Below are 13,260 nucleotides of genomic sequence, written 5' to 3' on the forward strand. Positions count from 1 at the left end.
TAAATAACATTAGGAAAAGCATGTATAGAATGCATATTCAAGGATAACATACCCTAGTGTGTCAATATGTTAAATATAAAGGATATAAATAGAAAATAAAAGCTATAGAGAGTTAATATAATTATATGGCATATAGGGGATGTAATTATAACTTTTATGATGATATAATTAAAAACGTTCCACAGAGAACAAACGTAACACAAAATAACAACTTAAAAAAAGTTGTTGACAAATAAAAATCAGTTTGATATACTGATTAAGTCGCTTGAAGAGAGTGACAAAAATTAAAGAAATTGGTCTTTGAAAATTAAACAGAGTAAGATAAAAGAACTCGCATTCTTTTGAGAAAAAGAAAAGAAATAAAGAAACAAGTTCAAGTCAGTAAAATGCTTGAGCAAGTGGATAAACTCAAATTAAGAAAACTGGTTTGTATAGCTAAAACCTTTATAGTTTATGTAAATAAGCTAAAAGGAAACTCCTCAGCTAGCGCTGATGAGTAAGATGCTACACGAAACAAGTTTCTAGTATCATCTTAAATTGAGAGTTTGATCCTGGCTCAGGACGAACGCTGGCGGCGTGCTTAACACATGCAAGTCGAGCGATGAAGTTCCCTTCGGGGAACGGATTAGCGGCGGACGGGTGAGTAACACGTGGGTAACCTGCCTCAAAGTGGGGGATAGCCTTTCGAAAGGAAGATTAATACCGCATAATATCTTTTTATTGCATGATAGAAAGATTAAAGGAGCAATCCGCTTTGAGATGGACCCGCGGCGCATTAGCTAGTTGGTGAGGTAACGGCTCACCAAGGCGACGATGCGTAGCCGACCTGAGAGGGTGATCGGCCACATTGGGACTGAGACACGGCCCAGACTCCTACGGGAGGCAGCAGTGGGGAATATTGCGCAATGGAGGAAACTCTGACGCAGCAACGCCGCGTGAGTGATGAAGGTCTTCGGATTGTAAAGCTCTGTCTTTAGGGACGATAATGACGGTACCTAAGGAGGAAGCCACGGCTAACTACGTGCCAGCAGCCGCGGTAATACGTAGGTGGCAAGCGTTGTCCGGATTTACTGGGCGTAAAGCATGCGTAGGCGGATACTTAAGTGGGATGTGAAATCCCGGGGCTTAACCCCGGTGCTGCATTCCAAACTGGGTATCTAGAGTGCAGGAGAGGAAAGCGGAATTCCTAGTGTAGCGGTGAAATGCGTAGAGATTAGGAAGAACACCAGTGGCGAAGGCGGCTTTCTGGACTGTAACTGACGCTGAGGCATGAAAGCGTGGGTAGCAAACAGGATTAGATACCCTGGTAGTCCACGCCGTAAACGATGGGTACTAGGTGTCGGGGTTTCGTTACCTCGGTGCCGCAGTTAACACATTAAGTACCCCGCCTGGGGAGTACGATCGCAAGATTAAAACTCAAAGGAATTGACGGGGGCCCGCACAAGTAGCGGAGCATGTGGTTTAATTCGAAGCAACGCGAAGAACCTTACCTGGGCTTGACATCCCAAGAATCCCGTGGAAACATGGGAGTGCCCTTCGGGGAACTTGGAGACAGGTGGTGCATGGTTGTCGTCAGCTCGTGTCGTGAGATGTTGGGTTAAGTCCCGCAACGAGCGCAACCCTTATTGTTAGTTGCTACCATTAAGTTGAGCACTCTAGCAAGACTGCCTGGGTAACCAGGAGGAAGGTGGGGATGACGTCAAATCATCATGCCCCTTATGTCCAGGGCTACACACGTGCTACAATGGTCGGTACAGAGAGATGCAAGATCGTGAGGTGGAGCAAATCTCACAAAGCCGATCTCAGTTCGGATTGTAGGCTGCAACTCGCCTACATGAAGCTGGAGTTACTAGTAATCGCGAATCAGAATGTCGCGGTGAATGCGTTCCCGGGCCTTGTACACACCGCCCGTCACACCATGAGAGTTGGTAACACCCGAAGTCCGTGAGGTAACCTTTTGGAGCCAGCGGCCGAAGGTGGGATCGATGATTGGGGTGAAGTCGTAACAAGGTAGCCGTAGGAGAACCTGCGGCTGGATCACCTCCTTTCTAAGGAGAATTCGAAAAGATTACGATCTTTTCGTAGCGAGCACTTACTCTGTTTAATTTTGAAGGACCAAAATTCCTTCAAATAAGTAGAATCTCCAAAGGGAGAAAAGACTAACGTCTAAAAGATTAAAATAATCTAAGGATGTTAAGTTAACTACTTTGTTCTTTGAAAATTGCACAATGAATAATAATTATAATAACTATATTTTACTGAAAAATGTAAACTTTAGTTACTCATGATAGGTCAAGTTAGAAAGGGCGCATGGCGAATGCCTTGGCACCAGGAGCCGATGAAGGACGTGATAAGCTGCGATAAGCTGTGGGTAGCCGCACATAGGCTGTGATCCACAGATTTCCGAATGAGGAAACTCATACACTAAACAGTGTATATTCTGAACTGAATACATAGGTTCAGAAAGGTAAACCCGGGGAACTGAAACATCTAAGTACCCGGAGGAAGAGAAAGAAAAATCGATTTCCTAAGTAGCGGCGAGCGAACGGGAAAGAGCCCAAACCAGAAACTTGTTTCTGGGGTTGCGGACAGATCATAACGTGGAGGCTGTTTCAGTCTAAGTAAGCTGGAACTCTTCACCACAGAAGGCAATAGTGCTGTAGACAAAACAAGAAGACCAAAGATCTGATCCAGAGTACCACGAGACACGTGAAACCTTGTGGGAAGCAGGGAGGACCACCTCCCAAGGCTAAATACTACCTGGTGACCGATAGTGAAGAAGTACCGTGAGGGAAAGGTGAAAAGAACCCCGGGAGGGGAGTGAAATAGAACCTGAAACCGTGTGCCTACAATCGGTCGGAGCACTTTATATGTGTGACGGCGTACTTTTTGTAGAACGGGCCAACGAGTTACGATATGTAGCAAGGTTAAGCACTTAAGGTGTGGAGCCGAAGGGAAACCAAGTCTGAATAGGGCGCTTTAGTTGCATGTCGTAGACCCGAAACCGGGTGACCTATCCATGGCCAGGATGAAGCGGAAGTAAAATTCCGTGGAGGTCCGAACCACGTTGGTGTTGAAAAACCATGGGATGAGCTGTGGATAGCGGAGAAATTCCAATCGAACTCGGAGATAGCTGGTTCTCCTCGAAATAGCTTTAGGGCTAGCGTCAGGTAATTGAGTAATGGAGGTAGAGCACTGAATGAGCTAGGGGGCTTCACCGCTTACCGAACTCTATCAAACTCCGAATGCCATATACTTTTATCCTGGCAGTCAGACTGCGAATGATAAGATCCGTAGTCAAAAGGGAAAGAGCCCAGACCATCAGCTAAGGTCCCAAAGTGTAAGTTAAGTGGTAAAGGATGTGGGATTTCTAAGACAACTAGGATGTTGGCTTAGAAGCAGCCACTCATTTAAAGAGTGCGTAATAGCTCACTAGTCAAGAGATCCCGCGCCGAAAATGTTCGGGGCTAAAACTTACCACCGAAGCTATGGATGTACGTAGTACATGGTAGAGGAGCTTTCTGCACAGGTTGAAGCTGTACCGTAAGGAGCGGTGGACAGTGCAGAAGTGAGAATGTTGGCATGAGTAGCGAGAAATAGGTGAGAATCCTATTGGCCGAATACCTAAGGTTTCCTGAGGAAGGCTCGTCCTCTCAGGGTTAGTCGGGACCTAAGCCCAGGCTGAAGAGCGTAGGCGATGGACAATCGGTTGATATTCCGATACCGCCAAACTTCGTTTGACAAATGGGGTGACGCAGAAGGATAAGATGTGCATACTATTGGATTGTATGTCTAAGCATTTAGGCAGACTAGATAGGCAAATCCGTCTAGTTAATGCTGAGGTGTGATGGGGAGCGAATTTATTCGCGAAGTATCTGATTCCACGCTGCCAAGAAAAGCCTCTATGGAGAAGTTTGGTGCCCGTACCGCAAACCGACACAGGTAGGTGAGGAGAGAATCCTAAGGCCGACGGAAGAATTGTTGTTAAGGAACTCGGCAAATTGACCCCGTAACTTCGGGAGAAGGGGTGCCTAGCGAAAGCTAGGCCGCAGTGAATAGGCCCAGGCAACTGTTTAACAAAAACACAGGTCTCTGCTAAAGCGTAAGCTGATGTATAGGGGCTGACGCCTGCCCGGTGCTGGAAGGTTAAGGGGATCTGTTAGCGCAAGCGAAGCAGTGAACTTAAGCCCCAGTAAACGGCGGCCGTAACCATAACGGGCCTAAGGTAGCGAAATTCCTTGTCGGGTAAGTTCCGACCCGCACGAATGGCGTAATGATCTGGGCACTGTCTCAACAACAAATCCGGTGAAATTGTAGTGCAAGTGAAGATGCTTGCTACCCGCAGTTGGACGGAAAGACCCCGTAGAGCTTTACTGCAACTTAACATTGAACTTCGGTATTGTCTGTACAGGATAGGTGGGAGACTTGGAGATACCCTCGTCAGGGGGTATGGAGTCGTCCTTGGGATACCACCCTGACAGTACTGGAGTTCTAACGAAGGGCCATGAAACTGGTCGTCGGACATTGTTAGGTGGGCAGTTTGACTGGGGCGGTCGCCTCCGAAAGTGTAACGGAGGCGCCCAAAGGTTCCCTCAGCGCGGTCGGAAATCGCGCGAAGAGTGCAAAGGCAGAAGGGAGCCTGACTGCAACACATACAGGTGGAGCAGGGACGAAAGTCGGGCTTAGTGATCCGGTGGTACCTCGTGGGAGGGCCATCGCTTAACGGATAAAAGCTACCTCGGGGATAACAGGCTGATCTCCCCCAAGAGTCCACATCGACGGGGAGGTTTGGCACCTCGATGTCGGCTCGTCGCATCCTGGAGCTGAAGTCGGTTCCAAGGGTTGGGCTGTTCGCCCATTAAAGCGGCACGCGAGCTGGGTTCAGAACGTCGTGAGACAGTTCGGTCCCTATCCGCTGCGGGCGCAGGAAATTTGAGAGGAGCTGTCCTTAGTACGAGAGGACCGGGATGGACTGACCTCTGGTGCACCAGTTGTCACGCCAGTGGCACAGCTGGGTAGCTATGTCGGGACAGGATAAACACTGAAAGCATCTAAGTGTGAAGCCTACCTCAAGATAAGATTTCCCATGACTTTAAGTCAGTAAGACTCCTTGAAGAACACAAGGTTGATAGGTGAGAGGTGGAAGCATGGTAACATGTGTAGCTGACTCATACTAATAAGTCGAGGACTTGACCAAATAATATTCATTGTGCAATTTTGAGAGAACATCTCNAGTCAGTAAGACTCCTTGAAGAACACAAGGTTGATAGGTGAGAGGTGGAAGCATGGTAACATGTGTAGCTGACTCATACTAATAAGTCGAGGACTTGACCAAATAATATTCATTGTGCAATTTTGAGAGAATAGTTCTTATAAAGAACAATTTTTTCTAAGGAAACTCCTCAGCGAAGCTGATGAGTAATGATTTAAAACGAAATCACAGATTTCTGTAAATCAGCATCTGGTGGCAATGGCGTAAAGGTAACACTCCTTCCCATACCGAACAGGCAAGTTAAGCTTTATAGCGCTGATGGTACTGCAGGGGAAGCCCTGTGGGAGAGTAAGACGTCGCCAGGTAAGAAAAAAACCTTGTTGAATTTATTCAACAAGGTTTTTTGTTATTCACAGAATAACTATTCTAATACCCTAATCTTATTTTAAATTAAGTGTATTTATTGTTGATAACTTTTTATTCCAGGATTATCTGCTGTAATACTCCAATCGCACTCTGTGAAAGTGATTCCTAGAAAATCGAAGATTTAGAATCTCTGCTTTTCTTCAAAGGGCAAAGAACTCTGTGTATAATTTAAAATTATATATAAAGGTATAGTTATATTTAAAGTTATCAACAGTGTAATCTGATTTTTATTAACATTGTTAATAACTTTAAATATTATTTGTGCATAACTTACCTGGATAACTTACTTGATTTGAAGTAGAATATTAGTATGGTACTTATTAAATAATATAGATTAAAGATATATTAAAGATATATTAAAATAGATTAAAGTAGAAAATATAAAAATCAAATCAATAAAGAAGGGAGAAGTTAGAAGAAAACTAGAAAGATAAAAGTTTATAAGATAAATTTTAAAACACAAATTTATATATAGAATAAATCTTTATAAGTTTTCTATAACACACTTTATATGAAGTTTAAAGAGAAAATTGTTGAAGCAGAATTTATAAAAAGACCTAATAGATTTCAGGCATATATTAAACTTAATGGGGAAGAATTAATGGTACATGTTCCTAACACAGGTAGATGTAAAGAAATTTTAATTCCAGGCACCAAAGTTCTTTTAAGAGAAGGTGTAACTCCAAATAGAAAAACACCATACGATTTAATAGCTGGATATAAGGATGATAAACTTATTAATATAGACTCACAAATCCCAAACAAAGTTGTAGAAGAGGCATTAAAAAATGGAAGAATACCAGAGCTTAAAAATTTTAATACTATAAAGAGGGAAAAAACTTTTGGAAATAGTAGATTTGATTTTAAGTTATCTAATTCTGAAGGATATGAATATTACCTAGAAGTTAAAGGGGTAACATTAGAAGACAAAGGGGCTACAAGGTTTCCAGATGCACCTACAGAAAGAGGGCGTAAACATTTATTAGAACTTGTAGAAGTTAAGAAAAGTGGCAGAGGAGCTGGAGTCTTATTTTTAATTCAAATGGATAATGTAATATCCTTTAGCCCTAATGATGAAATGGATAAGGAATTTGGTGAGGCTCTTAGATTTGCAAGGGATAATGGTGTTGAAATTTTTGCTTACCAGTGCGACTTAGGCAAAGATTTTATAACCTTATCTAATAAAGTTACAACCATTTTATTTAGTTAAGGAGGCCTATTACTTTGAAGTATAAATTTTGTCCTATTTGTGGAAGTGAGTTAGTTGAAAAATATAGCTGGGATGAAGGTTATGTTCCTTATTGTAAAAGGGATGAGCTTTTGTTTTTTGATATACCTAAACCTTGTGTTGTAGTTGCTGTAATTAAGGATGATGAAGTACTTCTTTTAAAACAAGATTACATATATGAAAATTCAGAGGTTTTAGTATCAGGATATGTATCTCAAAGTGAAACTGTGGAGGATACAGTTTATAGAGAGGTTGAAGAGGAAACAGGAATTAAAGTAAGAGATATTGAATATTTAGGAAGTCAATATATAGAAAATAAAGAATTACTAATGCTTACTTTTATAGCTTTTTATGAAGGCGGTGAGATTACCACTTCTAGGGAAGTAGGATCTGCCTCTTGGAGAAAGTTAGAAAATGCAATAGATTATATGGAAGAAGACTGTATTGGAAAAAATGTTATTAGAAAAGCATTAGAAAAAGTGAGTAGTAAATAAACATATAAAAACATATAAAAATATATTAAGAGATATAACAGTATAAAGATATAAAAAAATAAGGCTTTGAGATATTAAGTTTAAACTCTAAGCCTTTTGATTTATTTTAGTTTTCTAATGAGGTTGAATTTTAAAATTTTACTTTCATTATCGTACTCAACTTTTGCAGAATCAATCATCATACCAACTAATACTAATTCACAATCAGTATCATCACCACCACTTAAGTTCCAATAATACTCTTCTATTTCACGAGACCTAGGTGAAGAAAGCATTTCCTTAACGGTAATTAGAACTTCTTCTGGCATATTTTTAATATGAGCTTTTAAATTAATTTCAACTTTATTATCCTTATGATCCACATCAATATTAATATTAGTTGCACCATAATAATAGCAAAAACTCATTAATTCACTTATTAATTTTATGTTTTTTTGATTTGTATGTTTCATATTTAATTTTCCCATTAAAATATGGGTGACACCCCCTTAAAATTTTTATTCACAAAAATATATTATATTTTAATATATCTACAAATACAACAACTATTATAAATAAAAAAATAGTTAATGCTATCTACATAATATAATACTACGTTGTAAATTATATAACGTAGTATTGAGAAAATTTATTTAATGTTATCTACAGAATTTACAGTTCTATTTTTTAAATCTGTAAATATAGGAACTAGTATCATAGCTACAGTACCACCTGCAAAGCCGTTGTTATATAGGTTTAGACCACCATGAAGGTAACCCATATTCATTACCATACAGACATGAATAAAACCAGCTATTCCTCCTAATATAGGACCAAAGTGTCCACTTATAGGTGCTAGAGTAGTACTAAAAAGTATAGCAAGTAACATACTTGGAGAATTTATTTCCCAGATATTTAAAAAGCTAGATAGAAAAGCACCAATAGTTACTGGGATTACATTTCTTAAGTGTTTACCGAAAGCGCCAAATCCTACAATAGTAAATATTCCTCCAATGGTTGGACCTGTAAGATCTCCTTTAATAACTATAATTAAAAGGGTATATACGATTCCGAGAATACCCATGTTTACAAAGGTAGCTCCACTTCCAAACATTATATAAAAGTCACTAACTAGTCTTCCAGGTTGTTTATATATTTTTTTTAACTTTTTAAAAGCTTCTTTATCAAAAATATATCCTAAAATTATAAAAGAAATAAAGGTTGATATTAAGAGAGTTCCAAACAATAGATTATGACCTTTTGACCATAAGAGTTTCGTTTCAAAATTTATTCCAAAAGACCTAAAGATAGACATTAGTACTGTTCCTATAAGTCCAGCAGAGAATCCAGTGTTATAAAGATTATATCCTTGGTGTAATTTTAAGCAATTAGAAGTAATAGGGCTTAATATAAATCCTATGAAAATATTTACACATAGGGCAAAAGGAATGGAGAGGTACATTGGGAATATATCAGTAAAAATAAGTTCATTTAATGTAGGAGCTAGAGTTGTCCCAAAACCAGCTATTAGTATATATTTTAAAAAAGGTTCTTTTTGGTATTTAGAATAAAGCCATACACCAAACACTATGGGCCACACGTTTAATATGTTCTTACCAAATAAACCAAAGCCAAACATTAGCCAAAGACATGAAATAGTTGAGCCATTTGGTTTAATTCCTACGCGTATAAATAAAAATAGGAACATAATAGATAAAATGCTAGCATTAAATAGTGCAGCACCTACTCCTCCAAGGGCTACATAATCTGTTATAAGTATATTAGAATTAAAGATAATATTTTTCAAACCTAAAAAAACTTTTTCGGGTTTATCTACAACAAGCCCTACAAAGGCAAAGAATAGAAAATAACAAATCATAACATAATAAGTTTTATATATTCTACTTTTAGTGCTAGGAACCATTAAGAACCTCCTTATTTATAAATAGAATTTAATATACTATAGATAATAGTATTCTTAATTACTTAACATTATAACAGTAAACATATTCTTTATGGAAGAGGGAAAATTGCATAAATTAAAAATTTTATTTATAATGTTTAAGAATCTAGTTTTATACATAAATATATACAAGCTGTTTAAAAGAGGTGATAATAATGAAGAAGATTTTAGCTAAAAACTGTGTTGGATGTCCTGAATTAGAAAATGAAACTTGTAAAGGAAATGAAGAGGGATGCATGTGTTTAAAATGTCCTAGAAATTTAGGCGAATGTATCATAGTAAGATACTGTAGGGAAACTGAATCACCTTTATATATTGAGAGGAAGTAAGTAAATCACATATTTAAAGAAAGTATGTAAATCATAGGAGATTTAAACTATCTGTATATATTTAAAATATCTTAAAATTTTTATATAATTTTAAGATATTTTTTTGACTAAAATTCTTATATAAGGAGATAATAAATTTAAATAGTTTTATGTTCAACTAAAAGATCACCTAGGAGTGTAGACAATGCTTAGAAAAGATTTAAACAGAGTAATTTGTCATAGTTGCAGTGAATATATAGATAATTTATCCATGACTAATCAGTGCTTTAATGCTAAGAATACTTGTACAAAATGTATAAACTATAAAAATGGTCAATGTACTAAGAACTCATTTAATGCAATAAGGGACATCATAAGTATAAGATGATCATATTTATGAATGCTTTTTCTTCTATAATGTCGGTATATCATTGAAATTTTAAGTATAAGATGATCATAGTAAGTAAAGTGGCTACTAAAAATAATTAATATAGAGGTGATAAAATAGTGAATTCAGGAAGTTTTCAAGATATGATGCATGTTGCAAATAGTTGCCCTGGATATAAATCCAAGGGAGAAGGTTTTATATCTTCTATAGGAGAAAAGAATTCTAAAAGTTGTATAAACTGCGAATTCCTTAAGAATAATAAGTGTGAGAAAAACCTATATGATAGCGTTTTAACTTCTTTAGATCAAACATAAGACAAGAACCATGTGTAAAAGGGAAAGAAAGCATACTTTTATACATGGTTTTATTTATACAAGGAATACTTATTATAATACTATTTTTTCTCCTGAAGTTAGAGTAAAGAGTGGCTATTTACGGCGGATAAGATTTTTAAGATTCATTAAAGGGTATTAAAGTTTAAAATTATATTTGTAATAAATTAATTAGAGCTTATGTATACTTTATGATTATTTACCCCCAGTATTTATGATATAATTAGAATTACTTGTATGAGAGGGGGAAGAGAATTGTCTAAAAATAAACTTAGTAATAATAGATATTTGATACTTATAATATTTATGTTTGCACTTATGGTTTTAGATGCTATTGCAGAAAACATAAAAGGAATATTTATTCCTATATTTAAAACAAGCTTTGCTATAAATGATAGTATAATCGGAGTGTGGCTATTTGTAGGATCTTTTGCGTACATAATTTTTACTTATTTAGGTGGACTTATATCTAAAAAAGCAGGACAAAAAAAGGTGTTTATGCTTGGTATATTAATGGGTATTTTAGCTTGTGGTTTATTTTCCGTAACAAATAATAAAATGCTATTGTTTCTAGATACATTTTTATTAAATGGGGCATTAGCTCTTTGTGCCATAGCTATAAATACTTTAGTACCTGTTATAGCTGTTAGTTTTCAAGCGGTGCTAATGAATCTTACGCACTTTTTTTATGGACTAGGGGCTACCATTGGTACTGGATCCGCTGGGTATTTATTAAATAGAAATATTTCCTGGAAAACTATTTATTTAGGTGTAGCTATTATATATATATTGGTGGGTGTGTGTTTTTTCTTTATTAAGGTTCCTGAAGTAAGTGTAGTTAAAGTTGAAGAGGAACATAGTGGAGAGAGTTTAATTAAAAATAAATTGGTGTATCTTTACATAATAGCCTTAGGATTCTATGTGTTTGCAGAAGGGGGCACTTTAAGTTGGTTTGTAAATTACATAGAAAAAAGTTTTGAATTTTCTATAGCAGAGGCTACTAAATATTTATCTATTTTTACAGCGCTATTTACAGTGGGAAGACTTCTAGGTGGATTTGTAGTAGAAAAGATAGGTGAGATAAGTTCTATAATTTATTCTACATTTATAGCTTTCATATTATTTTTATTAGGAGTTTTTTTAGGGGAAAAAGGTTTGATGTTTATTGCTATGTCAGGTATGTTTTTCGCCATAAGTTTCCCTACTATTGTTTTAAGTGCCAGCAAAACATTTAAGAAAGACTCTTCGTATGTAACAGGTATAATAATATCTTCAGCTTCTATAGTAAATATGGTGTTTAATTCTTTACTAGGAGGATTTAATCAGTTTTTTGGTGCTAGATATGCATTTATTATGATTCCTTTTAGTTTATTTATATCTTTATGTGCTCAAATACTTATTAAAAAGAGTGTAAAAAGTAATATTTAATTTTTGAGGCGGTTGAAGGATGATGAATAGTAAGTTAATTAATATAGAAAGTGTTAAGGATAATTCAAAAGAGTTTATAATAAAAGATTGTTCAGGTATAAGTTTAGGAAGAATATTTGTATTGGAATTAGATAAAACAAATAAAAATATAACTGTAAGATTTAAGTTTTATAAAAAGGTAGACGATTATTACGACCACTTATTAGAGAGTATAGAGGTTTTAATAAAGGAATTCTTATTAAAAAGAGAATTATTTAAAATAAACTTAATAGTTAATGAGGATTTTGATTTTTCTCCTATAATAGAAAAGGGCTTTGAACTTGAAGGAATTTTAAAGGACAATATATACAAGGGAATTAAGGATTACAAATCCGAATTTTTATTTGGATTAACTCAGGAGATGTTTAGAAAAGGGGAAATAAAAAATAAGTTTTGTCTAAAAGGAGACAAGGTGGAACTTAGAATATTAACTCCAGAGGATAATAAGATTGTATTAGAGTACTGTCTTAGAAATAAAAAATATCTTAAGCCATATGAACCATCTAGAGAGGAGAGCTATTTTACTTTAGCTGGTCAGGTTAATAATTTAATTCAATCTTATAAATCATATCTTAATGGTAGAGAGGTTAGTTTTGGTATATTTAAAGATAATGTGTTAATAGGTAAAATCAGAATTTCAAATATAGTATTAGGAGTATTGAGAAGTTGTACAGTAGGGTACTCTATAGATGAATTAGAACAAGGCAAGGGATATATGAAAGAAGCATTAAAACTTGCAATGAGATATGCGTTTGAAGTTCTTGAATTGCATAGAATAGAGGCATCTACTTTATTAGATAATAAAAGATCACAAGGGGTTTTAAAAGCTTGTGGGTTTAAAGAATTAGGTATAAACGAAAAATATCTGTTTATTAATGGAGAATGGAAAGATCATATATCATTTTATAAGACCTGTAACTGGAGAGAAGAAGTTTAAATAGAAAAATTTTAAATAGAGAGAGCTTAGAGTTATGTAACTGAAAGTCCTATGTTTTTCAGTTTACTTCTTTAAGCTTTTTTTTTATTAAATTATATATAGTTTAGTCGTTATATGTTCTTTTAAAGTAGAGTAAATAGTTTTTTTATATTATATCAATGGAAACTTTACCTAGTGTATCTTTATAAGAAATATAAAGAAATAAAATAAAAAAAAGAGAAAAACAGGGTTTATTTTCTTTAAATAAGGGTATAATTAAAAAAGAGATTTAGGTTTATGGTAAGATATAAATCGTTCTCCGGAAAAAAACATAAGATAAAAAAACGGAGAATAAATAAAAAAAGTAATTGACAACATTCAATTTATTTGATAAAATAACAATTGTCGTTACAATATGACAAATTGGTCTTTGAAAATTAAACAGAGTAAGATAAAAGAACTCGCATTCTTTTGAGAAAAAGAAAAGAAATAAAGAAACAAGTTCAAGTCAGTAAAATGCTTGAGCAAGTGGATAAACTCAAATTAA

General features: G+C 35.7%; 10 protein-coding genes and 3 rRNA genes. 11 read left to right on the forward strand and 2 right to left on the reverse strand.

What is annotated here, in order from left to right; all coding sequences use genetic code 11:
• The first annotated feature begins 341 nt into the window (after positions 1-341).
• The 6 genes from FNZ64_RS14615 to FNZ64_RS05180 all read left to right on the forward strand — a co-directional run bounded on the left by FNZ64_RS14615 (position 342) and on the right by FNZ64_RS05180 (position 7,360).
• On the forward strand, positions 342-500 hold the full coding sequence (locus FNZ64_RS14615) for a hypothetical protein (RefSeq protein WP_185903666.1): 159 nt from the start codon (positions 342-344) through the stop codon (positions 498-500).
• A 33-nt stretch (positions 501-533) separates the two neighbouring features.
• A 16S ribosomal RNA gene (locus FNZ64_RS05160) occupies positions 534-2,048 on the forward strand.
• 242 nt (positions 2,049-2,290) lie between these two features.
• Positions 2,291-5,197, forward strand: a 23S ribosomal RNA gene (locus FNZ64_RS05165).
• Between the two features lie 263 nt (positions 5,198-5,460).
• Positions 5,461-5,577: ribosomal RNA gene (rrf, locus tag FNZ64_RS05170) — 5S ribosomal RNA — on the forward strand.
• Together the 16S, 23S and 5S rRNA genes form the textbook arrangement of a ribosomal RNA operon.
• 572 nt (positions 5,578-6,149) lie before the next feature.
• On the forward strand, positions 6,150-6,848 hold the full coding sequence (gene sfsA / locus FNZ64_RS05175; protein WP_142413750.1) for a DNA/RNA nuclease SfsA: 699 nt from the start codon (positions 6,150-6,152) through the stop codon (positions 6,846-6,848).
• Between the two features lie 14 nt (positions 6,849-6,862).
• Complete coding sequence (locus FNZ64_RS05180) at positions 6,863-7,360, forward strand: NAD(+) diphosphatase (protein ID WP_142413751.1); 498 nt, start codon at positions 6,863-6,865, stop codon at positions 7,358-7,360.
• A gap of 101 nt (positions 7,361-7,461) precedes the next feature.
• Here FNZ64_RS05180 and FNZ64_RS05185 read toward each other — a convergent pair whose 3' ends face one another.
• Together FNZ64_RS05185 and FNZ64_RS05190 are read right to left on the reverse strand one after the other, a co-directional pair.
• Complete coding sequence (locus FNZ64_RS05185; protein ID WP_142413752.1) at positions 7,462-7,827, reverse strand: hypothetical protein; 366 nt, start codon at positions 7,825-7,827, stop codon at positions 7,462-7,464.
• Between the two features lie 161 nt (positions 7,828-7,988).
• Entirely contained in the window at positions 7,989-9,263 is a 1,275-nt protein-coding gene (locus FNZ64_RS05190; protein ID WP_142413753.1) for a DUF1576 domain-containing protein, read from the reverse strand.
• A gap of 194 nt (positions 9,264-9,457) precedes the next feature.
• Between FNZ64_RS05190 and FNZ64_RS14620 the strand changes: the two genes are divergently transcribed.
• The 5 genes from FNZ64_RS14620 to FNZ64_RS05210 all read left to right on the forward strand — a co-directional run bounded on the left by FNZ64_RS14620 (position 9,458) and on the right by FNZ64_RS05210 (position 12,734).
• Positions 9,458-9,631, forward strand: a complete 174-nt coding sequence (locus FNZ64_RS14620) for a hypothetical protein (protein WP_185903676.1) — start codon at positions 9,458-9,460, stop codon at positions 9,629-9,631.
• 184 nt (positions 9,632-9,815) lie between these two features.
• Positions 9,816-9,998 (forward strand): hypothetical protein, encoded by a 183-nt coding sequence (locus tag FNZ64_RS05195; protein WP_142413754.1) that lies wholly within the window; start codon positions 9,816-9,818, stop codon positions 9,996-9,998.
• Between the two features lie 119 nt (positions 9,999-10,117).
• A complete protein-coding gene (locus FNZ64_RS05200; protein WP_142413755.1) occupies positions 10,118-10,312 on the forward strand; it encodes a hypothetical protein in 195 nt (64 codons plus the stop codon).
• A 273-nt stretch (positions 10,313-10,585) separates the two neighbouring features.
• Positions 10,586-11,758 carry an MFS transporter gene (locus tag FNZ64_RS05205; RefSeq protein WP_185903677.1) on the forward strand — a complete coding sequence of 391 codons (1,173 nt, stop codon included), beginning with the start codon at positions 10,586-10,588 and terminating at the stop codon, positions 11,756-11,758.
• A gap of 19 nt (positions 11,759-11,777) precedes the next feature.
• On the forward strand, positions 11,778-12,734 hold the full coding sequence (locus FNZ64_RS05210; RefSeq protein WP_243129187.1) for a GNAT family N-acetyltransferase: 957 nt from the start codon (positions 11,778-11,780) through the stop codon (positions 12,732-12,734).
• The last annotated feature ends 526 nt before the right edge of the window (positions 12,735-13,260 follow it).

The sequence above is a fragment of the Hathewaya massiliensis genome (assembly GCF_902143515.1).
Taxonomy (GTDB): Bacteria; Bacillota; Clostridia; order Clostridiales; family Clostridiaceae; genus Hathewaya; species Hathewaya massiliensis.